Below are 24,634 nucleotides of genomic sequence, written 5' to 3'. Positions count from 1 at the left end.
AAAAATATTATTATGAGAACAGCTAATTATAACAATAATGAAGTAGAAGTACTCAATTATAATATAAAATTCTCAGAAACTAATTCTCCTATTTTTGAGGAGAGAGAAGATGATTTTTATTATGATTTATCAGCTGAAGAGTTAAAGAAAATAGAGAGAGCAAGAGAGCTATCAAAACTTGGAATGACCATAAGCAGTGAGGAACTTCATAGAGAAATGATAGAAAGATATGGAAGTAAGATGGAATACAGAGGCTAAGCAAGATTTCTTTAACACTCTTGATTATTGGGAAGAACATAATGGTTCATTTGAATATTCTTTGAAGATAATGCAAGCAGTAAAAACATTAGAACTTGAGCTCGCTGAAACACCTTACTTTTTAGCTAAATATAGTAATAAATTAAAATTGTATAGGAGACACTTCTTAAAAGGTAAATTTGTAATATATTACGATGTTTTAGAAGAACAAAATGTTGTGATTATTCAGTTTTTTAGAAGTTCAAAACAAAAACCTTTGTAAATTATATAAAAAGGGCTATCCTAATTGTAGGATAGCCCTTTTTAGTTCTGATTTTAGCTTTTATGCTTTTTTGTAATCTTTGTTTTCAGCAGCTTTTAACTTAGCTGATAATTCCATAGAGATAGCAGAACGCTCAAACATTATTTTGCCTGAAAGCGTTTCGATAACACAAGTATCGTCAGTAAGTTCTACTATACGTCCGTGTACCCCACCTTTGGTTATTACTTTATCGCCTTTCTTCATATTTTGTATGAAGTTCTTTTCTTGCTTTTGTCGCTTCATCTGAGGGCGAATCATCAAAAAGTACAGCACCACGAACATCAGTATAAAGGGTGCTAATTGATTTAATGTTTGCATTATTTATATATTTAGTTATTAAATTTAGCTGTTGTAAGGCAAAATACGCTCCCTTACTAAAGGAGACCGCGCCCTATTTTATTTATAAGTTCTTTTTCTTCAAGCTCTTTGTGTATCACATTCAGTATTCCATTAATAAATAGGCTACTCTTAGGGGTAGAATATTCTTTAGAAAGCTCTAAATACTCGTTTATTGTTACTTTTATCGGAATACTTGGGAAATAAAGCAGCTCGCATACTGCCATCTTTAGCAGTATATTATCGAGTACCGCTACACGCTCTTTATCCCAGTTAGTAAGTTTATCATCTATAAACCCTTTTAGTTTATTGTCATTAAGCACTGTCTTCTTAAATAGGTCTGACAGAAATAGCTTTTCTTCGTCTGTATTATAAAGAGTGGGTGTAAAGTATTTAATAGGAGGGTTAGGACGCAAATTCTTAAACAATTTGACAATAAAAGTATTGACAATAGGGTAATCATCTACCCAAGTGAGATTATGGTCTTCAATAAACTCATAAAAATCATCGTCAGGAGCTATAATTTCCTCGAAAATAGTTACCACAAAGTCTCTATCAGTAGCAAAAGAAGATTCTTTGCCAGCGTATTCTTTGTAATAATCACTTTCTAATATCGCCTTATAGAAGTTATTGACGTATTCGTAATGAAGATCAAAGAGATTCATTTGGGCAGTTTCTATTGCTTTTTGCAGTGATTCGTTTTGGCTAATGAGGGTAAGAAACTTATTATTAGCGATTAGCTGGTGCTGCTTAGTATCGGCAGGAGTCGCTAAATATTTTTTCTGAGCTACCTCGCTTTGTTTGATAGCGTAGGCGTGTAGCTCGGTGAGGAGCGATAGATGAAGAAGATATAGGTCGTACATCTCATTAGCACTATTTTCTAAGTACTTTACTTCTTTGTCTAAGTCTTGACTTTGGCTTTGCTGCATTGCATAAACCGACTGCATCACTTTAGCCCTAATATGTCGTCTTGTAAGCATAATTTTATAAGAACCTCTTTTACTTGTTTTTGAGGGTGCAAAAGTAGTAAAAAAGCTGCAATAAGCCAAGAAAAAGGGGTAAAAAACACTATTAAATGTTAATTTTTTGCCAAATTTGTTTTTTTTAGGGCTAAAGATTTGCTATGAATAAATATATTAGTACCTTTGTGCCAATTAACTTTATTTAAAGAGTTATCTTATGAACAAAACAGAATTAATTGATGCAATCGCTGCTGAGGCAGGATTATCAAAAGTGGATGCCAAAAAGGCTGTAGAAGCGTTTTTCTCAAGCGTTGAAAAAGCCCTAACCAAAGGTGACAAAGTTTCTATCGTAGGTTTTGGAGCTTGGTCAGTAGCTGAGAAAGAAGCAAGAGATGCAAGAAACCCACGTACAGGAGAAGTTATCAAAGTACCTGCTAAGAAAGTTGTGAAATTTAAAGCAGGAACTGAATTGGCAGACGCTGTGAACAAGTAATTGCTCGAAAAAAAAAGCCTCTTTGTGATGATAAAGAGGCTCTTTTTTTTCAGAGATGAAAGACGAGAGAAGAAAACCAAAAAGACTGACCATATGAAAAAGAAAAAAATAGTAGTACTTACTGGCGCAGGAATTAGTGCTGAAAGTGGGGTGAAGACTTTCCGCGATGCTGATGGACTATGGGAAGGGCACGATGTAGAGCAGGTGGCTACTCCCTATGGCTTTGAGAAGAACCCTGAGTTAGTACTCAACTTCTACAACGGTTTGCGCAAACAGCTGAAAAGCGTACAGCCCAATGCTGCCCACTTACTATTAGCTGAACTGCAAAAAGACTATGAAGTAGTGGTTATCACCCAAAATGTAGACGACCTACACGAGCGCGCCGGTAGCAAAAATATCATTCACCTACACGGCGAACTTCTGAAAATGCGCAGTGCTGACGACCCTAACGAAATATACGATTGTACTGGCGACATAAAGGTAGGCGATTTGACCCCCACAGGTGCCCAACTACGCCCTCACATTGTGTGGTTTGGCGAAGATGTACCCCTGATAGTGAAAGCAGCTGAAGAGGTAGAAAGTGCTGATATAGTGCTGGTTATAGGCACTTCGCTACAAGTATATCCGGCAGCTGGACTAATGAATTGTGCTGAAGACAACGTACCTATTTATTATATAGACCCACGCCCCTCTATCACCAGCAAAGGTAGGCTAACCGTTATAGCCGAAAAGGCATCAACTGGTGTAGCTAAAGCTATAGCATTAATCAAAGAAAAAGAGAACAATGAGTAATTTTCCTAAATTTATATTGGGCGATAATACTGATATGCCCGATGCCATGTTTGTGGTACACCTTGAGTACCCACGTTTTGTACTAAACTTAGATACCGATGAGGTAGAATGGTTAGAAGAGTTTGAAGAAGAAGATACTAAAGAATTAGAAGCTGAAAGCGAAAACCTAATAGCTGAAGCCTTTAATTTCTACGAGCGCGAGGTTGCCCGCATAGAACAAGAAAATTATTAAACTATGAAACAACTCATCGAACAGATAAAAGCCAAACAATCGCTGCTATGCGTGGGGTTGGACACTGATATTACCAAAATACCACGCCATTTGTTAGCCGAAGAAGACCCTCTTTTTGCCTTCAACAAGGCTATTATAGAGGCTACACACCCTTTTACAGTAGCTTATAAGCCTAATATTGCTTTTTATGAGGCACACGGCGAAAAAGGGTGGCGTTCGCTAAAGAAAACCATTGACTATCTGAACACTTTTCACCCTGAAATTTTCACCATAGCCGATGCCAAACGCGGCGATATAGGCAATACTGCTACGATGTATGCCAAAGCGTTCTTTGAAGATATGCAGTTCGATAGCGTGACTGTCGCTCCTTATATGGGGCGCGATTCGGTTGAGCCCTTTTTGGCTTTCGAAAATAAAAGCACCATACTGCTTGCCCTGACCTCTAATGAGGGAGCTTTCGACTTTCAGACCCAAGAGATAGAGGGTGAAGCGCTTTATAAGAAAGTGTTGCGCACCTCGCTCAGCTGGAAAAACAGTCAGCAGCTGATGTATGTAGTAGGGGCTACCAAAGCCGAATATTTGAAAGAAATACGGCAGATAGTGCCTAACCACTTTCTGTTAGTACCAGGGGTTGGCGCACAAGGAGGCAGCTTAGAAGAAGTATGTCGCTACGGACTAAATGACCAATACGGACTGTTGATTAACTCATCGCGCGACATTATCTACGCCTCTAAAGGAGAAGATTTTGCCACCGTAGCAGCTGAAAAAGCTCAAGAATTGCAGGAAGAAATGAAGAAGTTAATGACAAATATTTACTAACTTTCTAAATTACTAATTGATATGATTACACTTCTAACGAAAGAAATGATTACTAAGGAAATAGAGCAAGATGCGCATCGCCTATTTTCAATGCTAAGCAGACGCTACCAACGGGCTCTTTCTGAACTCTTTGAAGACGAAAATAGTGCTCCATATGTAGTTGGCTACATAGAAGACGGCAGACTACACGGTATGGCCTCAATGGCTGTCTACAAAGTGATTTCGGGCTACAAGGGCTGGATAGAAGATGTGGTAGTAGACGAGTTTGCACGTGGTAAGAAAATAGGCACCCAACTGATACAAACCCTTATTAGCAAAGGGAGAGAATTAGGCTTGGGCGAGATTCTTTTATTCACCGCCCCTACTAATGAAGCCGCCATACGACTGTATGAAAATGAGGGATTTAAGCGCAAAGGTACAGAGGTATTTGTAAATGCTCTGAAAGAAATGTACCCTCCTGTGGTTTGATATTAGCGATTTCTTCGTATTTTTGCCCCCTCATAAAAAAGAAGACTTCAACACTATGGAATTAGTTCACAAGAATCTGGTATTGCCCAACAATGGCAAAAAACTGCTATTGCACACTTGCTGTGCGCCTTGCTCGGGCTCTATTATACTATCAATTCAGGGTTCGGGGATAGACTTTACTATCTTCTTTTATAATCCTAACATTCACCCTAAAAAGGAATACGAAATACGCAAAGACGAGAATATCCGCTTTGCCGAAAAGTGTGGTGTACCTATTGTTGATGCCGAATACGACACCGATAATTGGTATGCTCGTGCTAAAGGTATGGAGTTTGAGCCTGAACGCGGCAGCCGTTGTGCAATGTGCTTTGATATGCGTATGGAGCGCACTGCCCTATATGCTCACGAAAATGGCTTTGATACCATTGCTACCTCCTTAGGTATCTCGCGCTGGAAAGACCTCAACCAAGTGAACGAAGCTGGCAAAAATGCAGCCAGCAAGTACGAAGGCCTTACCTATTGGGACTACAATTGGCGCAAAAATGGCGGCTCTGCCTGCAATATGGAAATCTGCAAAAGCGAGAAGTTCTACCAACAAGAGTACTGTGGTTGCGCTTTTTCGCTACGCGATGCTAACAAATGGCGTGTAGAAAACGGAAGAGAGAAAATACGCATAGGTGAAAAATACTACGGAAATTAGCTAATTTGCCAATATGATTACAGCACAAGAATTTTCAGAAGGTAAGATATTGCTCATAGATAAACCCCTGCAATGGTCATCATTTCAGGCGGTAAACAAAATAAAATGGGCAATACTCAAGCACTATAAACTAAAGAAAATAAAAATAGGGCACGCAGGTACTTTAGACCCGCTTGCCTCTGGCTTATTGGTAATATGTACTGGCAAATATACTAAGAAAATAACCGAAATACAAGACGCTCCTAAAACCTATACTGGCACTATTACTCTGGGGGCTTCTACCCCTTCATTCGATATGGAAACCGAAGTAGACGCTCACTACCCTACTGACCATATCACGCCAGCTCTCATAGAACAAGTGAGACAACAGTTTTTAGGGGAGCAAGTGCAAGTGCCCCCCGTGTTTTCAGCTATTAAAAAAGATGGCAAGCGTTTATACGAGTTCGCTCGCGAGGGAGAAGCCATAGAAGTACCTTCTCGCCAAGTATTCATTTACAAGTTCGAGATAGACACTACTGATTTTCCTCTATTACATTTTGAAGTACAATGCAGTAAGGGTACCTATATACGCTCTTTAGCTAATGATTTTGGCAAAGCGCTGCAATCAGCGGGCTATCTGTCAGCTCTTAGACGCACCCAAATAGGCGACTATACTGTAGCAGAAGCTCTTACCCCCGATGATTTTGTAGCAACCAATATACCCGACCTTAGAAAGCCGATTATCCTAACTACTATCATCGAGCAATTTCCTCTGCAGAAGTCGGTGAATGATGTATACGGAGAACATCGCAGACAGCACACCAAGCCTACCAAAAAAGCTATAGATGTAAGAGCCATTTTAGGAAGAAACGAAAAGAAGAAAAGCAGTGCTATCAGTAGAGAGTTCAGGGCTTTTGCTCGTATGTTTACCCCTACCGATAAAGCTATCTCACTAACCCTACTCGTGCTCTTTGTTACAGTCATTACCCTATTGGCTCTGCAACTGAGTGGGCAGCCTAAAGGGATAATGATAGAGGTAACAACCACTCCTGAGGAGGTTATCACTCCTCTCCTACCCGATACTCCTCTTCCTACTACTACTGATGAAGCAGCTACAGCTAAGACTGCTCTTACTACCAACGCCTACAACCAAGCCGACCCACAACTAAAGCATAGTGCTGACATTAAAACATTAGATGAGATAATGGCAGAGCGCACTGCTCAAGAGATGGCAAGCCTCAAAGAGGTTTTAGTAACAGGCAATACCCCTACCGACTTGGCAGTAGTACCACAGCCATCGCAACAGCCTAATACTTCTCTAGCTGTAACTGATAAAGCTAACAAACATACGTTAGTAAAATACGCCCTTGCAGGTAGAAACGGCACTATACCTAATCCTGTATTTACCTGCGAGCAAGATGGACAAGTGGTGGTCATCATCACGGTAAACGAGGCTGGACGAGTAACTAAGACTGCTATTGATAAACAAGCCTCTACTACCACTGATGATTGCTTAATAGAAAACTCATTGCGCTACGCCGTTCAAGCTAAGTTTGACGCAGCACCCAATAAGAAAGAACAAATAGGAACTATTACTTACATATTTCAAAAAAAGAGATGAATACGATGACACCTACACGCCAACTTTTACTGCTTGCCGCCCTTCTATTAGGACTTTCCTCTTGCAAGCACAACCCTACTACTACCCCACAAGACGCTTTCAGTATAGATATTTCGCCTAAAAAGAAAGAATACCACTTAGGCGACACCCTACAGATAAGCATACACCACCCGCGTTTTGAGGGCACTGTGCAGCAGACTTCGTACCAGATACACCAGCAGCAAGTAACTACTTTGGGCGATAAGATAGTATTAGAAAACTTGCTTTTAGGCAAACAGTTCCTAAGTGTAAGCGTACAGACTAATGACGGCAAGCAATACACCGTAAAAAAGCCTCTTCTGATACTCGCTCAGCACGCCCCTAAACTCCTTAGCTATAGAATACTTAATGAATACCCCCACGACAAAGAAGCCTACACTCAAGGATTAGAGTTTATAGGCGATACTTTGGTAGAAAGCACAGGGCAATACAAACAGTCTTCTATACGAAAATGGAATCTTTTTACAGGGGAAGTATACCAGAATGTACCCCTACAACCTATCTATTTCGGTGAAGGGGCTACGGTTTTCAGAGGGAAGATATTGCAGCTAACGTGGCGCGAGAATATCGGGTTTGTATATGACCAACAGCTAAAAGTAGTGAAGACCTTTACCTACGGAAAGAGCAAAGAGGGCTGGGGGCTTTGCCATAACGGGAGTGATAAACTATACAAGAGTGATGGTACCGAGAAGATATGGTTACTGCACCCAGAGACTTTTGCTGAAATAGATAGTTTGCAACTCTGCACAGATAAGTCGCTGTATACGTATGCTAATGAATTGGAGTTCGCTAACGGAAAGATTTATGCCAATACTTTCCTAAAAGACGGCATTATGATTATAAACCCTGAAAATGGAGCTATAGAAGGCGTAGTAGATGTACGCGGACTTAAAGACAAAGTAGAGAAAACCCCTGATGTAGACGTCCTAAACGGCATCGCTTATCACCCTATACGACATACATTCTTCATTACAGGTAAGAACTGGAGTAAAATATTCGAAGTAGTATTCCTACCTAACGACTAACGGCTAACTCCTAACGACTATATTACTTCGCCCGTTACCTTCCTTCTCAACCACTACCTTCACGGCTATGCGCTCTACCATCTCTTGTACGTGCGAGATAACCCCTACTTTCTTCCCTTGATTCTGAAGACTTTCTAAGGCATCTAAGGCTACCGATAGTGTATCGGTGTCTAAGGAGCCAAAGCCTTCGTCAATAAACAAAGTCTCGACGTTCATCTTTGTAGACGACAAAGACGAGAGCGCCAAAGCTAAAGCCAACGACACCAAAAACGATTCCCCTCCTGAAAGCGAATACACCGAGCGTACCTCAGCTGCCATATCATTATCGAGTACCTGCAAACTCAACGAGTTAGGTATGCGCGATAAGGTATAGCGCCTATTGAGGTACTTCATCTGCACATTGGCATACTGCAGCAGCACATCGAGGGTATACTCTTGTGCATACCGCCTAAAAAGTCCGCCTGAATGACTGCCTATCAGGCTGTTGAGTTTATCCCATTGGGTGACTACTTCGCGTTTCTCCTTCTCTTTTTGCTGCAAATCAGCAGCTATATGATGTTGCTGCTCATCGGTGAGCAAGCGCGATTTTTGTGCTATCACCTGCTGCTGTAGTGGTTCTTCTGCCGCCATCTTTTCCTCACATATCTTTATAGTTTTCTCTTCAGAAAGAGATAGCGGGCGTTTATCCTTTAGCGCCTCTAATTGCTGTTGTTTTTCTTTAGAAAGCGTGTCGTATTTGGCTATCCGCTCTTCAAGCGACTGCTGGGCTGCCCGCTCAGACTGTAACCACTCGTGACTTCGATTAGCCCATTCTACCTTATGTGCGTGGAGGTACGCCTGCTGCTCAGGATAATAGGTCGCTATCCAATTGTTTATCTTTTCGGTAGCTTCAGCGATGCGCTCTCTACTATGCTGTTGCCGTTCTGCGAGCGACTCTACCGTCTTATCATTAGCTGTTACTTTTAGCAAAAGGGAGTTGTAATGGTCTTGCGCTGCTTCGTAACGCGCTTTAGCCGCAGCAAGTGTCCCTTGCAAAGTCGCTTCTACCTTAGCAGCCTCTTCCCCCTCTAATAAAGATTGGCGTTCAGCCTTAAGCACTTCATATTGTGTTGTATCTGTCTGTAGGGTAGTCTGTAGTTGCGTAAGTTGGCTTTCTAAAGCCGTTACTTCAGTAGCGAGAGACGATTGTTCTTGATAAAGCAACTGCAGCCGTTCAACTGCCTTTTGTAAGTGCGCTTCTTGCTGAGTGTACTCCGTTTTAGCCTTTGTTACTTCAGAAGAAAAAGCTGCAGTATCCTCTTTCCAGAGCCGTAGCATAGCTTCTGAAAGCTGCAAAGTACCGAGCTGCTTCAGTTGTCCTTCTTCTTGTTTGCGGTACTCCTCTTTTTTAGCCACAAGGCTTTCTTTTTGTGTAGTAAAATCCTTTAGGCGACTAAGTTGCCCAAAAAGCATTTCACTTTCCGCCAAACGTTCTTGCGTGTCAGCACAACACTGCTCGAGGTATGCCTGTAGCCCCTCCGCAGGATAAGTGCTATAAAAAGCCGACTGCTGCAATTGACTTTGCGTCTCGGTTACAAGCTGATGATAGCACGCCTGTTGCTCCTGCGCCTCGGCTATGCGTTCAAGGGTAGCTTGCTGTGTTGCCTCTTTCTGTGCTATCGACTTAGAGAGGGTAGCCAAACGCTGCTGCACTGCCTCCCATTCTTGTTTCACCGTATCGACCAGTTGCTCAGAAATAGCTTTATGTGCACTAGGGTGATGCAGCGACCCACAGAGCGGACACGCCTCACCCTCTACCAATTTTTCGCGTAATAAGCTTATATTTTGCGAGTTCTCCTCGCGAGTGCGCTCATATATGCGCTCTGCCGTTTTACACTCAATTTGCACCTCAGAAAGCTGTTTTTGCAAACCAATAAGAGCTGCAGCCAACTCTGCTACCTGTTGTTCTCCCTCAGCAATAAGCGCTTCCGAAGCCTCTTTCTGAGTAGTATAGGTCTGAATATGCTGTGCCAAAAGCCTATCCGCCTGATAGACTTGCAGCTGGTTTCGGTAGTCTTTTTGCTGTTGCAATACCTCTTCAAGGGTAAAAGTCGCTTCTTTGAGCGGAAGTGCCTCATATTGAACCTCTAAACGAGCCATTTTATCAGCATTTTCAGCCATAAGCCTCGAGAGTTCTTCCTTTTCTACAGCCAATGCCTGCAACCATTGATAGTTGTCTCTGAGCAACTTATAAGCCGCATTTTCATTTAGCCACGATTGTCGTTCTTGCTTGTATTGCTCGCCCTTTGCTATACTTTCCTCCTTAGCCAAAAGCTCTTTTTGTTTATCCTGCAACTGTTGCATCTGGACTTGCTGCTGCGCTTGCTTCTCGGTTAGCAGCCGTTGTGCTTCAGCCAAACGCACCTCCAATGCCTTTGCCTTGTCGATAGCTGGCTTAGCAGTCTCATACACCGACTGGGCAGCCACGAGTTCTTCCGCTGCTGTAGATTTCTCAACCTCTGCCGTTGCTTTGTCTGTAGCCAAGCGTTGCTGCTCGCTCTGAGCGGCTTGCAACTGCTGCACGGCAAGCTGTAGTTGTGCTTCCTCCCGCTGTTGCAGCAGAATATCCGCTTTTACCGCCTGCAGCTGCTCAATAATAGATAGTTGAGAGAAACGGTCAGCTTGTGCGCTCCTCTCAGTGATAGCCTTTTCTTTCTCAGCCATAGCCTGCTGATACCCATCTGAAAGCGAATGATAATCAGCGTACCACTGCTGTTGTGCTTTTAATGTATCAAGTTCCTCCTGAAGCGCCTTAAGTTGTTGGCTATCAGCAGCCAATTGCTTTTCTATTGCTTCTCGGTCGGCAGACGATAAGAAACTAAGCTGTGCCAGCTGTCGCTCCAAAAGTTCAAGCTCTGTGCGGTGCTGCTTGCTAAGTTCGTATACCTTCATAGAAATCTGACTGTATATCTCGGTACCGGTCAGCTTTTCTAATATATCCGAACGCTTATCGTCATTCGCCTTCAGAAAGGAAGTAAAATCACCTTGTGCTAAAATAACCGACTTGGTAAACTCATCAAACGAAAGCCCTATCAGCTCCCTTATCTTCTCCAAAACAAGGGTTTTTCTATTCTCAGCAAACACCTCATTATCAGTCAGATTAGTAAGCTGTATCGTTTCCTGCTGAAGATTTCCCTGCTGCTTACCCCTTGCCCTACGCACCTGCCACTCGGCCTCATAATGCTTAGCATCAGCCGCCTGAAAAACCACCTTGGCATAACCATTAGTCGCCCCTTTGCGGAGGAGATTTCTAACGTTATTAACCTGCACTTCACCGGTACCATCGTTGATGCTCAGGGTGCTTTTGGTAGCAGCAAGACGGGGCGTTTCGTTATATAACGCAAGACAAATAGCATCTAAGATAGTCGATTTGCCAGCCCCTGTAGCCCCTGTGATAGCAAATAAGCCCACAGACTTCAGCGGTTCGGCTTCCAAATCAAGCGTGAAAGGTCCTTCGATAGAAGCTATATTGTAAAGGGAAACAGATAGTATCTTCATCGCATCTTTTTTGTGGCAAATGTACGGATATTTCTTAAATTAACAATTGTGAGGATACGGATAAACTTCGCTCATCATTCGTCACATACTCAGCTGCGCCAGCTCGCTGACTTTCCTTCGCTTATCATTCGCTCATCATTCGCTCATCGTTCGCTCTTGCTGTATCCTTTCTGTATCCTTCCAAATGTAACTGGTAGGAAGAAAAAATTTTTCTAATTAGTAAATTATGCTTATATTTGTTGTTTGAAAAACAAATCATCATCTGAAATGAAAAAAGAAGAAAATGAAACCGTTACAAGTTGTAACGCTTTGAAATTAGAAGCTGCTGATGGTAAAATGCGGCTTACTGATGTTGCTGATACAAAAGTGAAAGATTATCTTAAAATTGAGAAATAGGCAGATTAACAATTTATTGCTATCTTTGCCCCCGAAAAAGAAAAAACTTAAGAATCACTATGAAACACCTACTTCTTTTATGGGGCGCATTGCTCTTTTCGCTAGCAACTTATTCGCAGATGCTCTTCTCGGAAAACCTTACAATGACAATAGACAGCACCAAGACACTGCAAGGTAACCTAATGCCTATCTTAGATTTTAAAACCGAAAAGGCTAATGTCTTCACCCTGAAAAATACCGCCAACCTCAACCTGCTGCTCAATCGCAATAGGGTTATCAACCTCATCAATAAGTTCGAGTTCTCTACTTATGGCAAAATGCTTATCGTGAGCGGAGGATATTTGCATTTAGAATACCGCTATTTGTTAGACCACGCTTTTGAGGTGTATCCTTATGCCGAATCGCAATGGGCTGAGAGTAGAGGTATGAACAACAAGATTTCTACGGGCTTGCAGTCGCGCTATCGGCTGATTAACACCAAGTCTTCGCTGATGTTTGCCGCTTTGAGCTTGTTCTTCGAATACGAAAAATGGCAACACCCTGCCCCCGATGCCAATACACCCGAGCACGCCTATAGCAGGAGCATCAAAACACATTTATCGCTTAGCTATAAACTCCAACTGACTGAAAAATGGACGCTTACCACTACCGGTATATATCAAACCCGTCCCGATAGCACTTTTAACAAACCTCGCTATGGAGGTGCGGCAGACCTTACTTACAACATCACTCCTACCGTAGGCATCGTGGGCACCTATCGCCTTATCTACGACACCGACCCTATTGTGCCCGTACGAAAGGACTACAACACTATGGAAGTGGCGCTTAATATTTCATTTTAATTTGACGATTTGCCAATTTGACGATTTGCTTGTGCGGCTTATACTCAATTAGTAAATTATTATTATCTTTGCAGTTCAGATAAAACATTACTTAAGTACTAACATCTAAACACTTATTTAACACTATGAGTTTCTTAAAAAACCTACTTAATCTATACCAAGGCGAAGAGAAAAAAGAAAAAGTAATTGAGGATATCCTCAGCAATATCTCTTTCAGAGGGGCTAACCTATGGATTTTAGCTTGTGCTATCCTTATTGCATCTATCGGACTAAACGTCAATTCTACGGCAGTCATTATCGGGGCGATGCTTATTTCACCTCTTATGGGGCCTATTGTGGGGGCAGGCTTTGCATTAGCTACCTATGATTTTGACTTATTGAAAAAAACAGGACGCAGTTTGCTTATCGCTACGGTAGTGAGCCTTATAGTATCGTTTATCTACTTTTATATCAGTCCGTTTAAGGATGCGCAATCAGAGCTTTTAGCCCGTACCTCGCCTACTATTTACGATGTGTTCATCGCTTTTGTGGGTGGGTTGGTAGGGGCTATCTCGCTAACGCGCGAGGATAAAGGTAACCCTATACCAGGGGTAGCTATTGCTACTGCCTTGATGCCTCCGCTCTGTACAGCTGGTTTTGGCTTGGCCACCGGCAATATTAGTTACTTTTTAGGTGCTTTTTACCTATACAGCATTAACTGCTTCTTCATAGGTATTGCTACTTTCCTCATTATCAAATACCTGAAATACACCCCTAAGAATACGGGTAATGAGGCGCTTAACAAGCGTTTGCGCGTGGTTATCACTACACTAGTAGTCCTCATCGTCACTCCCAGCCTCTATTTAGCTTATAGTCTTTTAGAAGAGAAGAAATTCCACGAGAATGTGGCACACTATATCACTGCAGAGTTTGAAAACAGTGGTTATACTATCATTTATAAGAAAATACGCTACAATACGAACCCTAAAAGCATTGAATTAGCGTTTTTGGATAAGAAATTTAGCGATGAAGAGTTAAAAACACTGCAAAGCAACCTTAAAAACTTCAATCTACTCAATACCAATCTTATTGTACGACAAAAAGAATCGGAAATTGATAAAGAAATACTATTAGAAATCAACAAAAACAAGTCGTCGCTCTCTAGTAAAGATGTGATGATAAAGAACCTAACTGACGAGTTGGAAAAATACAAGCCTACTGATGCTACTTTTGCTAAAGAAATGCAGGTATTATTCCCAAGCATAGACGATTTTTATTTTGGCAAGCTGAACCACTTGTCTAATAAAGATTCTCTACAAACGGCTACTGTACTGCTCTACACCCTGAAAAAAGATACTATAAAGGGCAAAGAAGTGGTCAAAGAAATAGATGCCGCGCGATTGCAACAATGGCTCGCTGAGAAATTTGGCGATAAGAAAGTAATATGCCGATTTGTCAATTAGGCAATTTGCCGATTTGGCGATTTGGCGATTGTGGTAGATGAGAAAATGAAATCCCCGTGTGGTATGGTACTGCACGGGGAGTTTTTTATTGACATATTGACTCATTGGCTAATTATTACTATCTTTGTGGTTTGAAAAATGGAACCGTTACAAGTTGTAACAGTTTAAAATTAGAAGCTGCTGACGGCAAAATGCGTCTTACGGATATTGCTGACACAAAAGCTAAAGACTACCTTAAAATTAAAGAGTCATAGCACGATAGGCTATAAAAAACTTGCTAAAAACACCCCTAAAAAATGTCAGAACTTTTATTTTGCCAATAAGCAAAAAACCCATACTTTTGCGAATAATTTTAAAAGTAAAAGTATTATGAAGATTAAAAAAGCATTACTTGTTGAAAACAATGAACTTGTTACTCCTCGTGAGTATGAAGAAATGTTTAAAAAATGTAACGACAGAAAAGAAGTTAGATGTTCTTGTGGAGCGAAACTCTCTTTTGTCGAAGCATATATAAGAAGGTATAGTAAAGGCAATTCTTCTACCGTTTCAGCTTTCTTCAGAGACAGTAAAACCTCAGTTCATAAAGAAGATTGCCCATACAATATTTCAAATAGAATAAAGGAAATTGTGGCAGAATCACAATGTTTGCCTATTGAAAAAGGTAAATTTATTTTGAGTTTAAAAAATCCTTACAGCCAAAAAAGTACGAAAACTAATAACAACATACAACCTTATGACAGATATAGCAAGACCATATCTGCTGATAACAAGTACTATAACAATTATCTAAAAACAGTAAGAGATATATTACGTTTAAGAGACGATTTGGAAAGTGATGCCGATTTATCTCAATTTACATTGTATTTTGGAGAAGAGCAAGTCAAATGGGAAGATTTTTATTTTGCTTTTAAACAATATGGGGGTATTTTAAAAGTCGTCCACAAAGAACAACCTAAAAGACATCCTATCTGTATTGAAGGGAATATTTACCACATAGGAGATGATAATGAACCTTCTCTTTTTTTATATGGAGAAAAAATAGTAGATGAAGGTAAAGAGAAAACAATTGCAATAAAGTTAGTAAGTAAGGGATTTTCTCTTATTAAAGATTATCCCAATGGTTGCCACGTAATTGTTTATGGTACAGTAAGTTTGGATGAACACCAAGATGCAAAATATCTTGATATAATTATGTGGATTAATGATTGCAGACAAATCATAAAGGTTGAATAGTATTTTTTTAACAATTTTATTTCTCACCCCCTTGCATATTACAAAGAATTCATTACCTTTGCAATGAATTTAAAAACTCATTTAAACACTATTTAAAAGAAACAGAAAAAACAATTACATAAAGACATAAATTAGCGTTTCGCTTTACAATTTTCCTTTCATAGAAAACGACCAATTTTTTAACAGCAAGGAAAGTGAAGTGGAAATGCCTGCGTTATAAGCGTGGGCATTCCTTTTTACTTTTGCTGTATGCCTTTGGTCGGGCTTCTATGAGAAAGTAATAGGGAATGTACCCGCGTTTTTTTATGTACTTATGTGAACGATAAAGGCGGAAACCGAAAAGCCTGTAAAAGAGTAGGAATAATAAACTAAATAACGATTAAAAGAATGGCTAGAAAGTACAAAGTAACAATTTTAGGAGCAGGACAACTTAATGGAGCTTTTTCAATTAACGAAACTTTTATTACTGAAAATTTCAATTTAGCACGCTCATTTATGGGTGGTAACAGAAAAGAAGTTCTAAAAAATTGGGCAAAAAATAAATTCCCAGGTATTAAAACAGATAGAACTCTAAGTTTAACAGCAAATGTAATAACTATTGAAGAGAAAAGCGATTCTCCTTGGTGGAAATTTTGGTAAAATCAATTACAATTATTTGTATGGAACAAGAGAAATCAATGTTTGATAAATTCATTTCTTTATTTGAAAAGAAGGAAGAAAATATATCATGTAAGGATATAAAGGACAAAGAAAGTCTATGGAATAACATTGCTAGTTATACCTCCTCAACATACGATAATATTGTCGAGAGCACAAGCGTAGCATATAGCACTACTATTGATTTCATTTCAGAAAAAAGCTCAAATATTTATAATACTACTGCTGAAAGTTTTGTAGAAATAACCCATAAGGCAGGAGAATTTTATGATCAGATAGAAATTAAAGATAATTTCTATAGAGTTCTTTCTAAAGTCGATCTAAATAGTTTAATTGAAAATTTAAACAATGTTGAAATAAAAAATGAAAAAGCTAAAAATGCTTTAAAAATAGTAGTTTCTCTGTTAAATATTTTTGATAATTATCAAAAAAGAAATAATTTATCACTCAATACTTCTGAAATAATAGAAGAAAAACAAGAGCTTAGTAGTGAGGTTTCTCATTTTATTAAAAATATTGATTTTAAAGAAATCTTACGTGAAGTAAGACCTTATATTTTATATATCCCTCACCCTGCTGCACCTATTGTATATCAACTATTATCCTTCTTGTGTGATTAAAAAGATAGTATTTAAATTTCAAGAAAATACGAATAAATAGAATGAATTGTGCTATATAGTAAGCATTACGTCCTGAAGCTAAAAATCGTAAATGGAAAGAATTAGGACTTGCAAAAGTAGTCCACAAAATTGACTAATCTAATCTCTTGATAAAATTCCCCATGCAGTGAATAACTCCACGGGGATTTTCTAATCCCCCAAATTTGCTCATTTGTTAATTCTCTAATTTTCTAATTCCCCATTTATCACTATCTTTGTCAACAAAAACCTTAGGACGATATGTTAAAAAATATCACTCTTATCATTGCTCTCTTGCTCACTTCTTTAGCGCAAGCACAAAAAGAAACTTCAATCCGTCATATCGATATCCTCGCTTATGACTCTGATGGGGAACTTTATTTTTATACTCAAAAACAGAAAGACAAGTTTTTAGAGTTAGAATTTGAGTCTCAAGAAGATGAAAATCTAGATACCGATACCGAAGTTTACGATCTCAAATTGGTTCATTATAATGAGGAGGATTTAGAGACCCTAAACGAGATAAAAGAGGACGACAAGAAAATTATCTACCTCAAAGATATACAACGCACTACCCCCAGCGACTTTGTAGGCAAAACCTTTAACACACTTCCTCCTATCTATGACAAGGATACTCAAACAATTATTGTCAAGATACTTAACCCTTACTTGGCTTTGTTATGTGATATAGATAGAAAAGAAGAAAAACCTTATCGAAGAACAGATTATTATGCACTACATACTATCCATCTAAAAAAGGGGCGAAACATTTACCTCTTGAGTTATGGAGAAAATATTGAGGGTTTTATTGTACCCTTAAAAGATAAAACCTTGTTTTTAACTAACATAGAGACAACGGTACTTGCGCCAACTCAATACCCTTTGTCCTATACAGATGACTTTATAAGCTATGAGCCAGAAGAGCATCTCATACTTCGCCCCAAAGGCAAGCGTTATGAGCTTATGAATACCTATAAAGAAAAAGTGCTTTCTGGCAGATATGATACCATCTATTATAACAAATTTGGCGTTATAGCCAGAAGAGGAAGCAAGTTTGTACTCTACGACAGTTACTTACAAAAAAAATCGTTTAAAGGGATGCGCAGTGTTTATTTCTACCGCAATGGTATTGAGATGCTTAACAAGCAAGGAGCAGCATATTACACAATAAATGGCGAACGTATAGAGAAATTCCCCAAAATCAGTTACTCACTCTGCGGAACCGTATATGAAAGGCGTTATTCATTGAAAAAAGACCCTAAAAAATCAGAATACCCACATTATATGCTTTATGGTTTTGGAGGCTTTGCTTCAGAGTTCGAAGCCGAAAAACGAAACTATCTTTCTGATAGAAGTGCCGATGAAACACTTTCTTTTATTGATGGTAGTAGGTATTTTGTATGGGATGAGAATGATTTTTTTGTGGACAACATTTATCATCACCCAGAGCTTATACGTGTGCAACGAGGGAACAAATACGGACTGTTCAAATACAATTATCAAAAGATTTCAGAAAAAGAATTATATATTGAAGGAATAGAGGAGGATAAAGAAAACGAAGAAGAAAATAGTTTTAAACGCAATGTACGCAAATATGCTTCAGCTCATCTCACAGGAGAAGAACAGCTCCCTATCATCTATGATAATATTGAGCAGCATAAGGATGGGCTTATCTACTTCTACAAAGATAATAAGATAGGTATCTACCCCCAGCATAAAAAGGTTATATACGAAAAAATAGAACCCCAAACCCACTCTTTCTATCACATTGTAAAGAAAGGCAAAAAAGGTTATCTAGACATCAGAACAATGAAAGAGTATTTCTAAATCTTTACTCACTTTATACTTTACAATAATTAAGTCGTAGCACAATAAGCTATAAGTATTAGTAGGCTAAGTAAAAAATAATATGTACTTTTGCACATTATACCATCTAAAGGTAGCCACAGGCTACCTTTGAATGCAAAAAAGAATACATTATGGATAAAATAACTCATCTGTATCAGCAGTGGAAAGCTGGGAACTCACCATAAACCGAATGAATTCACTCTTACTTTCACTAAAAAATATTTATAATAAACTATATGAAACACTTAATTATCTTGTTATTATTCCCATTCTTAGCGGCTGCACAACCTATTATTAGCTGTACAGATATGATAAAACCTTATGCTGACTTTGAGAGTCCATTAGCTTTTGAAGAGACTGTGGTAGCCCTTCAAAAAGAGGTAAATAGCAGGGGTATTACCATTTTTGCTACTATCGACCATCAGAAGGCAGCCGAGGCAGTAGGCGAAAGTATGCACCCCGCCACTGTGCTTATAGTAGGTAACCCCAAAGTAGGAACTGCCCTAATGCAGGAAAACCCTCGCTTGGCTATTGAACTCCCTTTGAAAATCCTCATCTATAAGGAAGATAAAACAGTAAAGATACGCTACGAGAAAATTGCTGCTATTGCCAAAAAATATGATATAAAGCAAAACTTCAGTACAGCTGAGAAGATAGATAGCGCCATGCAACAGCTGATTAAATCGTCAATTAGCAAATGAGAAAATTAGAGAATTAGCAAATTAGAGAATTAGAGAATAAAACTCCCCGTGGTGTAAACTGCCTATGCGGCTCGCATCACGGGGAGTTTTTATTGGCAATTTTAGAAAATAAGCAAGATAGGAAAAGTCTTTTCTGCAAAACAGCCTTATCTTTGCCCTCGTAAATCAGTAACTCAATATGAAAAACATTACTTACAACGATTACATTCAGCGCATCAATAAGGTGGTTGCTTACATCAACAATCATTTAGATGAGACTTTAGACCTAAAAACACTCGCTAATGAGGCGGCTTTATCAGACTTTCATTTTCACCGCATCTTCAAAGCCCTAAAAGGCGAAGCTATTGGAGGGTATATCACTCGTCTTAGGTTAGAAGCTACTGCCCGCTTGCTGCGGTACACCGCTCTGACAATAGAAGAAATAGCCTTTAATATAGGCTATGAAACTCCTGCTTCGCTCTCTAAAGCCTTTAAGAAACAATACGGCATCAGCCCTACCGAGTATAGAACAAACAAAGATACCTACATTATGAAAAAAGAAATCATCAACCCCGATTTGGCTCTGAAAGCCCCTAAAATAGTAACATTAGAGCCTAAAAACCTTATTTATGTAGCCCTCACAGGTGCTTACGGAAGTTTAGACTACGGAAAGGCTTATGAGCAACTATGGGCTGTTATTAAGGCTCAAAAACTCTTCACCAAAGGGATAGAGTCTATATGCATATCGTATGACGATCCGAAAATCACTGAAGGCTCTTTGCAACGCTCTGATGTATGTTTGGCTATCCACAAGCCTGCCACCCCACAAGAAGAAGTTAGTTGCAAGACCTTAGCAGGAGGTAAATATGCCGTTTTCTTCTATCAAGGCAGTTACGAAAACCTTTCTCAGGTGTATGATACAGCTGTACGCTGGGTTATAGACCACCAGTACACACTACGCGAAGAACCTTTCTTTGAAAAATACCTCAACGATGCGCGCCGTACCCCTAAAGAAAAGCTAAAAACAGAGATTTATATTCCTATTAATTAACCCATTTGTCAATCATTTTATAACTTTTAATACTATGCAACTTACAAAAACAGAAAAAACTATTGGTATCGTCTTAGCGATTGCCTTATTACTGCTCACTCTTTCAGGAAGTGGTTACTTCTTCTTTAACCTGAAAACAAACATAGTACAATGGATTGCTTACAATGCTTGTTCGCCCAGTAGCTTGGTATATTTAGTAGGCTTTATAGTCTTTTTGTACAACAAAAACGCTATTGGGTTGGCACTTGCTTTCTTGCCAATGTACTATTTTGGCACTATGGGACTCTTAACCTTTACGTGGAGTGGCGCTAATATCTTTGCCCAAATGTCGCATATTACTATGACGCTTAATCTTCTTTGGGCAGGCTATATACTCTATCGTCTCGGCGATTACAAAGTCTTTGCGCAAGGCTTGTTGTGGAGTATCATACTTTTTGTGCCTTTTATTGCTTTTGTGATGTACTACTGTCGCACTCACGCTGACGAAATCAGTAGTTTATTGCAAATGATGGCTTAGGATATTTGTATTGCCTTATGAGTTAATTAACAAATTATCCTTATATTTGGGGCAGAATTTATTGTACAATATACAAACAAACAATGAATGCAGAATTATACTTAAAAAAAGCTACTTTGCAATTAGCTAGAGGATTGGAGACAGAAAGTATAGAAAGCTTAAATAAAGTACTTGAAACAGGAGGTGATAATAAAATAAGCCTTATCAAAGCACATCTAATATTTGCTGAATACTATGTTATGAAGGGTAATTTCCCTGAAGCAGAGGAACATCTATCTTATATTAGTAACATTTACGAAGATAGTGATGAAGAATTTGACGACTTACTAAATGATGAGTTTTTTGAAGCTGATATGCTTATGGATATCATAGAACGTTTCCGTTTTCTAAGGAAATAATTAACTTATTTGTTAATTATAAAACTCCCCATATGATAAATGTGCCATATAGGGAGTTTTATTTTCTAATGGATGAGTTTTACTTGATGTGCCACCAAAGTTTTGAAAGCACAAAGATAGAGGAAAATTTGAAAAACTATACTTCTCTGTAACAATTATTTGACAAAAATTGTTTATCTTTGCAGGGTATAAAACTAAAAATAAGAATTACAAATGAAAAACATCCAATTAAACAATGGGGTACAAATGCCCCTATTAGGTTATGGTGTATACCAAGTAGACCCCAAAGAATGTGAGCGTTGCGTAAGCGATGCTATTTCGGTAGGCTACCGAATGATTGATACCGCCCAAATCTACAAAAATGAAGAGGGTGTAGGTAACGCTATTAAGAAAAGTGGGATTGACCGCAAAGAGTTCTTTATCGTTACCAAAGTGTGGATAAGCAATGCAGGTTATGAAAAGGCAAAAGCCTCTATCGAAACCTCTTTGCGCAAACTACAAACTGATTATATCGATTTGCTACTCGTTCACCAACCTTTTGGCGACTATTACGGCTCTTATCACGCTATGGAAGAAGCCTATAAAGAGGGCAAAGTACGCGCTATTGGGGTGAGTAACTTCTATGCTGATAGATACCTTGATTTGGCATACCATTGCGAGATAAAACCTGCTGTAAACCAAATGGAAACACACGTATTCCACCAACAGCAAGCCCTTCAAGAGCTAATGAAGAAGTACGACACTAAACTAATGTCGTGGGGACCTTTTGCCGAAGGCAGAAACGACTTCTTTGCCAATCCTACTCTCAATGCTATTGGTGAAAAGTATCAGAAAAGTGCTGCCCAAATAGCTTTGCGCTATCTCTTGCAACGCGATATTATCTGCATTCCTAAATCGGTGCGCAAAGAGCGTATACAGCAGAACTTCAATGTGTTTGACTTCCAACTCTCAGCGGAGGATATGAGCCAAATAGCGGTTCTCGACACCAAGCAAACGCTCTTCTCTTCTCACCAAGACCCTGCTTTTGTAGAGATGATACTACAATATGGTAATTAGCAAATGTGCTAATTAGTAAAATTCCCGTGTGGTAGTACCACACGGGAATTTTTAATAAGACATCTAACTTGTATCTATTTGCTAAATTCTACTTCAGCATTTAGTTTAGTTATCTTTTCTTGCAATTTAGTGATGTCTTTTTGCAACTTCTCAATACGGCGATTACTTTTGGCTAAATTCCTGTTAGCCTTACTAGCTTTGCGCAATGCCTTTCGAGCTTTGTTCGCTTTTTTAGCACTTGCCGAAGCCGAGTTGGCATCACTAAAAGCATCCGTACGATTGGTAGCTTCTTCATTAGCTTGCGTAGCCTCAGTTTGCAACGACTGATTATTGGTTTGCTCTTGAGTGAGTTTCATTTGCAATTCGTTGAGCTCGGTATTGAGTTTCAAGGCTTGTTGTTGTTTTTCCAAGCGTTTCATCTCTGGTGATTTAGCTGTACCACAACCCGCTAACATAAAGGAAGCTAACACTCCCATTAAAAGTACTTTTTTCATAATTATATTATTAATATTTTAATGCTGCAAAAGTAATACTTAATTGCCTAATATGCAAATTCACTATTTTACTAATTTGCTAATTACCAAATTATCACTACCTTTGCATTTAGAATAACTTAAAAACAATACAATATTAGGACATTTAGTAAACAAATTATTAATCATAAATAAAAAAGACAGATGACAGCATTGTACACAGCAGTGGCCACCGCGACAGGTGGTCGTAACAGAAAAGTAACTTCTGACAACGGCGTATTAAGCCTTGAAATACGTTCTCCTAAAGCCTTAGATGGAGCTAATGATGATTATACCAATCCTGAGCAGATTTTTGCTGCGGGCTATGCGGCTTGTTTTGACATTTCCCTGAATTTGGTTATTAAGCAAGCTAAAGTAGCTACTGGTGAGACCTCTGTAACGGCACACGTATCTATTAGGAAGCTGAACAATGGCGGTTTTATTTTCGCCGTAACCCTACAAGTAAATATACCTAATGTATCGCTTGAAGAAGCTAAGGAGCTTGTAGCAAAAGCCGACCAAGTATGTCCGTATTCTAACTCTACTCGTGGAAATATAGAAGTAACCTTTGAAGTTAGTAATAATTAAGTCGTAGTACGACAACAAATAAAACTCCCCGTGTAGTACATAACCACACGGGGAGTTTTATTTTGCTCATTAGCAAATCTGCTAGTTTTCTTTAGCCCAACTTCTTAATTTGTACTACTAAGCGTGCAGCGTGGTCTTTGGCTTTTTGCTGTATTACTGAAAGTACCTCTTTCAAGATACCTTATTGGCATTGGACGTCTTCATAGTAGGATGTCCGTTGATAATTAAACCCTTCATATATAATTAGATTTATTTTTAGTTTGACAAAAGTAATACTTAATTTTCAATTACACAATTTGCAAAAATAAGCAAGAGCAGTTTATTGTACTTAGCAGGATTTGTATCTTTTCAAGGAAAAGGCAGCTTCTTTTAGTTATTTCTGATAAAACCTCACCCAATCTATGTACATTCTTATAGGCTTAGTCAAAGGTTTTACCTCTCCAACCCATTTACCGCCTAATTGCATATCGATACGCAACATATAGGGGCGATTAAAAGGAAACTGCCCTTCACTCTCTTTCTCGGGTACGCGCGCATAGCTGAAAGTTTGTGTGCCATTTACATAAAAACGCACCTCATCGGTGTCGAGTTCTACCGCATAGATGTTGTAATCATCGGGATTGATAGTGGCTTTAGTATGGCTTGGTGGGTTATTTTTTTTAGAAGGGTCTTTTTTGCCTGCTTGGGTGTAAGGTGAGTGTAAGGTATGGTATACAAAAGGATCATAGTTAAGTCGCTCTACAATATCTATTTCACCACCTGTAGGCCAAGGGGCATCGGGTACCATCCAGATAGCAGGCCAAGCACCTTGATGGGCTTCAAGCTTGCAACGGATTTCTAAACGCCCGTTTTGGAAATACTTTTTGTTTTTGGTAGAAACACCTCCTGTGATATATTTTGATTTATCTTTAACAGGGTCGCTACTGGTTTTCCCTAAGAGAATAAGGTTACCATTCTTAATCTCGAACAAACTAGGGTCTTGACTCATTGTTTTGCACCAATCAGCATCGGAAGTAGGGCAGCCCCATATTTTTGACCATATCCCTGTGGAGAAGATATCATCGCGGTTAAAATCGTCTTCCCAAACTAATTTCCAATCTTCTAAAGGTTCTTTTTTGCATCCTATGGTGATACTCAAAGCGCATAAGATAACAAGTAATTTTCTCATAATATGATATTGTTTTTTTAAGTTCTTGTGATAAAGATAGAAATAA

The 24,634-nt window shown here is 39.1% G+C and carries 29 protein-coding genes; 24 read left to right on the top strand and 5 right to left on the bottom strand.

Annotation, left to right across the window (positions count from 1 at the left end; all coding sequences use genetic code 11):
- The first annotated feature begins 12 nt into the window (after window positions 1–12).
- Window positions 13–258 (top strand): hypothetical protein, encoded by a 246-nt coding sequence (locus C8P65_RS07925; protein ID WP_095914605.1) that lies wholly within the window; start codon window positions 13–15, stop codon window positions 256–258.
- Window positions 230–520, top strand: a complete 291-nt coding sequence (locus C8P65_RS07920) for a type II toxin-antitoxin system RelE/ParE family toxin (protein WP_095914604.1) — start codon at window positions 230–232, stop codon at window positions 518–520. Before C8P65_RS07925 ends, C8P65_RS07920 begins: the two co-directional genes overlap by 29 nt.
- Window positions 521–580: 60 nt before the next feature.
- Here the strand turns inward: C8P65_RS07920 and yajC are convergent, their stop codons facing one another.
- Together yajC and C8P65_RS07910 are read right to left on the bottom strand one after the other, a co-directional pair.
- Window positions 581–877 carry a preprotein translocase subunit YajC gene (gene yajC, locus C8P65_RS07915; RefSeq protein WP_009733833.1) on the bottom strand — a complete coding sequence of 99 codons (297 nt, stop codon included), beginning with the start codon at window positions 875–877 and terminating at the stop codon, window positions 581–583.
- A gap of 56 nt (window positions 878–933) precedes the next feature.
- Window positions 934–1,875, bottom strand: a complete 942-nt coding sequence (locus C8P65_RS07910; RefSeq protein ID WP_107782372.1) for a transcription antitermination protein NusB — start codon at window positions 1,873–1,875, stop codon at window positions 934–936.
- Window positions 1,876–2,074: 199 nt separating this feature from the next.
- Here C8P65_RS07910 and C8P65_RS07905 point away from each other — a divergent pair, with 199 nt between their 5' ends.
- The 8 genes from C8P65_RS07905 to C8P65_RS07870 all read left to right on the top strand — a co-directional run bounded on the left by C8P65_RS07905 (window position 2,075) and on the right by C8P65_RS07870 (window position 8,025).
- Window positions 2,075–2,350, top strand: a complete 276-nt coding sequence (locus C8P65_RS07905; protein WP_095914603.1) for an HU family DNA-binding protein — start codon at window positions 2,075–2,077, stop codon at window positions 2,348–2,350.
- 93 nt (window positions 2,351–2,443) lie between these two features.
- Complete coding sequence (locus tag C8P65_RS07900; RefSeq protein WP_107782371.1) at window positions 2,444–3,142, top strand: SIR2 family NAD-dependent protein deacylase; 699 nt, start codon at window positions 2,444–2,446, stop codon at window positions 3,140–3,142.
- Window positions 3,135–3,374 carry a hypothetical protein gene (locus C8P65_RS07895; protein WP_107782342.1) on the top strand — a complete coding sequence of 80 codons (240 nt, stop codon included), beginning with the start codon at window positions 3,135–3,137 and terminating at the stop codon, window positions 3,372–3,374. Before C8P65_RS07900 ends, C8P65_RS07895 begins: the two co-directional genes overlap by 8 nt.
- A gap of 3 nt (window positions 3,375–3,377) precedes the next feature.
- Window positions 3,378–4,193, top strand: a complete 816-nt coding sequence (gene pyrF / locus C8P65_RS07890) for an orotidine-5'-phosphate decarboxylase (RefSeq protein WP_107782341.1) — start codon at window positions 3,378–3,380, stop codon at window positions 4,191–4,193.
- Window positions 4,194–4,214: 21 nt separating this feature from the next.
- The gene (locus C8P65_RS07885; protein WP_107782340.1) at window positions 4,215–4,661 is read left to right on the top strand and encodes a GNAT family N-acetyltransferase; all 447 of its coding nucleotides are present in this window, start codon (window positions 4,215–4,217) and stop codon (window positions 4,659–4,661) included.
- A gap of 55 nt (window positions 4,662–4,716) precedes the next feature.
- Window positions 4,717–5,361, top strand: coding sequence for an epoxyqueuosine reductase QueH (locus C8P65_RS07880; protein ID WP_009733825.1), 645 nt, complete (start codon window positions 4,717–4,719; stop codon window positions 5,359–5,361).
- 13 nt (window positions 5,362–5,374) lie between these two features.
- A complete protein-coding gene (gene truB / locus C8P65_RS07875; RefSeq protein WP_107782339.1) occupies window positions 5,375–6,961 on the top strand; it encodes a tRNA pseudouridine(55) synthase TruB in 1,587 nt (528 codons plus the stop codon).
- Window positions 6,958–8,025: a glutaminyl-peptide cyclotransferase gene (locus tag C8P65_RS07870; protein WP_107782338.1), complete on the top strand. Its 1,068-nt coding sequence runs from the start codon at window positions 6,958–6,960 to the stop codon at window positions 8,023–8,025. Before truB ends, C8P65_RS07870 begins: the two co-directional genes overlap by 4 nt.
- A 3-nt stretch (window positions 8,026–8,028) precedes the next feature.
- Here C8P65_RS07870 and C8P65_RS07865 read toward each other — a convergent pair whose 3' ends face one another.
- The gene (locus tag C8P65_RS07865) at window positions 8,029–11,562 is read right to left on the bottom strand and encodes an AAA family ATPase (protein WP_107782337.1); all 3,534 of its coding nucleotides are present in this window, start codon (window positions 11,560–11,562) and stop codon (window positions 8,029–8,031) included.
- A 48-nt stretch (window positions 11,563–11,610) separates the two neighbouring features.
- On the opposite strand from C8P65_RS07865, the gene C8P65_RS12085 reads away from it, so the two are divergent.
- From C8P65_RS12085 to C8P65_RS07810, 13 genes are all read left to right on the top strand, one after another.
- A complete protein-coding gene (locus tag C8P65_RS12085) occupies window positions 11,611–11,778 on the top strand; it encodes a hypothetical protein (RefSeq protein ID WP_170069092.1) in 168 nt (55 codons plus the stop codon).
- A 51-nt stretch (window positions 11,779–11,829) separates the two neighbouring features.
- The gene (locus C8P65_RS12360; protein ID WP_281260411.1) at window positions 11,830–11,958 is read left to right on the top strand and encodes a hypothetical protein; all 129 of its coding nucleotides are present in this window, start codon (window positions 11,830–11,832) and stop codon (window positions 11,956–11,958) included.
- Window positions 11,959–12,017: 59 nt separating this feature from the next.
- Window positions 12,018–12,800: a DUF481 domain-containing protein gene (locus C8P65_RS07860; protein ID WP_107782336.1), complete on the top strand. Its 783-nt coding sequence runs from the start codon at window positions 12,018–12,020 to the stop codon at window positions 12,798–12,800.
- 125 nt (window positions 12,801–12,925) lie between these two features.
- Window positions 12,926–14,242, top strand: coding sequence for a DUF389 domain-containing protein (locus C8P65_RS07855; protein ID WP_107782335.1), 1,317 nt, complete (start codon window positions 12,926–12,928; stop codon window positions 14,240–14,242).
- Between the two features lie 369 nt (window positions 14,243–14,611).
- Window positions 14,612–15,475, top strand: coding sequence for a hypothetical protein (locus C8P65_RS07850; RefSeq protein WP_107782334.1), 864 nt, complete (start codon window positions 14,612–14,614; stop codon window positions 15,473–15,475).
- 387 nt (window positions 15,476–15,862) lie between these two features.
- Entirely contained in the window at window positions 15,863–16,114 is a 252-nt protein-coding gene (locus tag C8P65_RS07845; RefSeq protein WP_107782333.1) for a hypothetical protein, read from the top strand.
- 20 nt (window positions 16,115–16,134) lie between these two features.
- Window positions 16,135–16,752 carry a hypothetical protein gene (locus C8P65_RS07840; RefSeq protein WP_146162927.1) on the top strand — a complete coding sequence of 206 codons (618 nt, stop codon included), beginning with the start codon at window positions 16,135–16,137 and terminating at the stop codon, window positions 16,750–16,752.
- A gap of 279 nt (window positions 16,753–17,031) precedes the next feature.
- A complete protein-coding gene (locus tag C8P65_RS07835; RefSeq protein WP_107782331.1) occupies window positions 17,032–18,597 on the top strand; it encodes a hypothetical protein in 1,566 nt (521 codons plus the stop codon).
- Between the two features lie 257 nt (window positions 18,598–18,854).
- On the top strand, window positions 18,855–19,319 hold the full coding sequence (locus C8P65_RS07830; RefSeq protein ID WP_107782330.1) for a DUF302 domain-containing protein: 465 nt from the start codon (window positions 18,855–18,857) through the stop codon (window positions 19,317–19,319).
- Window positions 19,320–19,497: 178 nt separating this feature from the next.
- On the top strand, window positions 19,498–20,349 hold the full coding sequence (locus C8P65_RS07825) for an AraC family transcriptional regulator (RefSeq protein WP_107782329.1): 852 nt from the start codon (window positions 19,498–19,500) through the stop codon (window positions 20,347–20,349).
- Window positions 20,350–20,383: 34 nt separating this feature from the next.
- A complete protein-coding gene (locus C8P65_RS07820; RefSeq protein WP_107782328.1) occupies window positions 20,384–20,866 on the top strand; it encodes a hypothetical protein in 483 nt (160 codons plus the stop codon).
- Between the two features lie 83 nt (window positions 20,867–20,949).
- The gene (locus tag C8P65_RS07815; protein ID WP_107782327.1) at window positions 20,950–21,264 is read left to right on the top strand and encodes a hypothetical protein; all 315 of its coding nucleotides are present in this window, start codon (window positions 20,950–20,952) and stop codon (window positions 21,262–21,264) included.
- Between the two features lie 213 nt (window positions 21,265–21,477).
- Entirely contained in the window at window positions 21,478–22,320 is an 843-nt protein-coding gene (locus tag C8P65_RS07810; RefSeq protein WP_107782326.1) for an aldo/keto reductase, read from the top strand.
- 74 nt (window positions 22,321–22,394) lie between these two features.
- On the opposite strand, the gene C8P65_RS07805 is transcribed toward C8P65_RS07810, so the two are convergent.
- Window positions 22,395–22,814, bottom strand: coding sequence for a SlyB protein (locus C8P65_RS07805; protein ID WP_107782325.1), 420 nt, complete (start codon window positions 22,812–22,814; stop codon window positions 22,395–22,397).
- 183 nt (window positions 22,815–22,997) lie between these two features.
- On the opposite strand from C8P65_RS07805, the gene C8P65_RS07800 reads away from it, so the two are divergent.
- Window positions 22,998–23,420, top strand: coding sequence for an organic hydroperoxide resistance protein (locus tag C8P65_RS07800; protein ID WP_107782324.1), 423 nt, complete (start codon window positions 22,998–23,000; stop codon window positions 23,418–23,420).
- A 373-nt stretch (window positions 23,421–23,793) separates the two neighbouring features.
- Here the strand turns inward: C8P65_RS07800 and C8P65_RS07795 are convergent, their stop codons facing one another.
- The gene (locus tag C8P65_RS07795; RefSeq protein ID WP_107782323.1) at window positions 23,794–24,588 is read right to left on the bottom strand and encodes a glycoside hydrolase family 16 protein; all 795 of its coding nucleotides are present in this window, start codon (window positions 24,586–24,588) and stop codon (window positions 23,794–23,796) included.
- Window positions 24,589–24,634 lie beyond the last annotated feature (46 nt).

This window comes from Capnocytophaga leadbetteri, from assembly GCF_003054025.1.
Taxonomy (GTDB): Bacteria; Bacteroidota; Bacteroidia; order Flavobacteriales; family Flavobacteriaceae; genus Capnocytophaga; species Capnocytophaga leadbetteri.
This window is presented reverse-complemented; position numbering and strand designations above follow the sequence as displayed.

Bases quoted from the DNA above. Each gene is read 5' to 3' on its own strand.
- C8P65_RS07925 (WP_095914605.1), top strand. From the start codon at position 13: ATGAGAACAGCTAATTATAACAATAATGAAGTAGAAGTACTCAATTAT.
- C8P65_RS07920 (WP_095914604.1), top strand. From the start codon at position 230: ATGGAAGTAAGATGGAATACAGAGGCTAAGCAAGATTTCTTTAACACT.
- yajC (WP_009733833.1), bottom strand. From the start codon at position 877: ATGCAAACATTAAATCAATTAGCACCCTTTATACTGATGTTCGTGGTG.
- C8P65_RS07910 (WP_107782372.1), bottom strand. From the start codon at position 1,875: ATGCTTACAAGACGACATATTAGGGCTAAAGTGATGCAGTCGGTTTAT.
- C8P65_RS07905 (WP_095914603.1), top strand. From the start codon at position 2,075: ATGAACAAAACAGAATTAATTGATGCAATCGCTGCTGAGGCAGGATTA.
- C8P65_RS07900 (WP_107782371.1), top strand. From the start codon at position 2,444: ATGAAAAAGAAAAAAATAGTAGTACTTACTGGCGCAGGAATTAGTGCT.
- C8P65_RS07895 (WP_107782342.1), top strand. From the start codon at position 3,135: ATGAGTAATTTTCCTAAATTTATATTGGGCGATAATACTGATATGCCC.
- pyrF (WP_107782341.1), top strand. From the start codon at position 3,378: ATGAAACAACTCATCGAACAGATAAAAGCCAAACAATCGCTGCTATGC.
- C8P65_RS07885 (WP_107782340.1), top strand. From the start codon at position 4,215: ATGATTACACTTCTAACGAAAGAAATGATTACTAAGGAAATAGAGCAA.
- C8P65_RS07880 (WP_009733825.1), top strand. From the start codon at position 4,717: ATGGAATTAGTTCACAAGAATCTGGTATTGCCCAACAATGGCAAAAAA.
- truB (WP_107782339.1), top strand. From the start codon at position 5,375: ATGATTACAGCACAAGAATTTTCAGAAGGTAAGATATTGCTCATAGAT.
- C8P65_RS07870 (WP_107782338.1), top strand. From the start codon at position 6,958: ATGAATACGATGACACCTACACGCCAACTTTTACTGCTTGCCGCCCTT.
- C8P65_RS07865 (WP_107782337.1), bottom strand. From the start codon at position 11,562: ATGAAGATACTATCTGTTTCCCTTTACAATATAGCTTCTATCGAAGGA.
- C8P65_RS12360 (WP_281260411.1), top strand. From the start codon at position 11,830: ATGAAAAAAGAAGAAAATGAAACCGTTACAAGTTGTAACGCTTTGAAA.
- C8P65_RS07860 (WP_107782336.1), top strand. From the start codon at position 12,018: ATGAAACACCTACTTCTTTTATGGGGCGCATTGCTCTTTTCGCTAGCA.
- C8P65_RS07855 (WP_107782335.1), top strand. From the start codon at position 12,926: ATGAGTTTCTTAAAAAACCTACTTAATCTATACCAAGGCGAAGAGAAA.
- C8P65_RS07850 (WP_107782334.1), top strand. From the start codon at position 14,612: ATGAAGATTAAAAAAGCATTACTTGTTGAAAACAATGAACTTGTTACT.
- C8P65_RS07845 (WP_107782333.1), top strand. From the start codon at position 15,863: ATGGCTAGAAAGTACAAAGTAACAATTTTAGGAGCAGGACAACTTAAT.
- C8P65_RS07840 (WP_146162927.1), top strand. From the start codon at position 16,135: ATGGAACAAGAGAAATCAATGTTTGATAAATTCATTTCTTTATTTGAA.
- C8P65_RS07835 (WP_107782331.1), top strand. From the start codon at position 17,032: ATGTTAAAAAATATCACTCTTATCATTGCTCTCTTGCTCACTTCTTTA.
- C8P65_RS07830 (WP_107782330.1), top strand. From the start codon at position 18,855: ATGAAACACTTAATTATCTTGTTATTATTCCCATTCTTAGCGGCTGCA.
- C8P65_RS07825 (WP_107782329.1), top strand. From the start codon at position 19,498: ATGAAAAACATTACTTACAACGATTACATTCAGCGCATCAATAAGGTG.
- C8P65_RS07820 (WP_107782328.1), top strand. From the start codon at position 20,384: ATGCAACTTACAAAAACAGAAAAAACTATTGGTATCGTCTTAGCGATT.
- C8P65_RS07815 (WP_107782327.1), top strand. From the start codon at position 20,950: ATGAATGCAGAATTATACTTAAAAAAAGCTACTTTGCAATTAGCTAGA.
- C8P65_RS07810 (WP_107782326.1), top strand. From the start codon at position 21,478: ATGAAAAACATCCAATTAAACAATGGGGTACAAATGCCCCTATTAGGT.
- C8P65_RS07805 (WP_107782325.1), bottom strand. From the start codon at position 22,814: ATGAAAAAAGTACTTTTAATGGGAGTGTTAGCTTCCTTTATGTTAGCG.
- C8P65_RS07800 (WP_107782324.1), top strand. From the start codon at position 22,998: ATGACAGCATTGTACACAGCAGTGGCCACCGCGACAGGTGGTCGTAAC.
- C8P65_RS07795 (WP_107782323.1), bottom strand. From the start codon at position 24,588: ATGAGAAAATTACTTGTTATCTTATGCGCTTTGAGTATCACCATAGGA.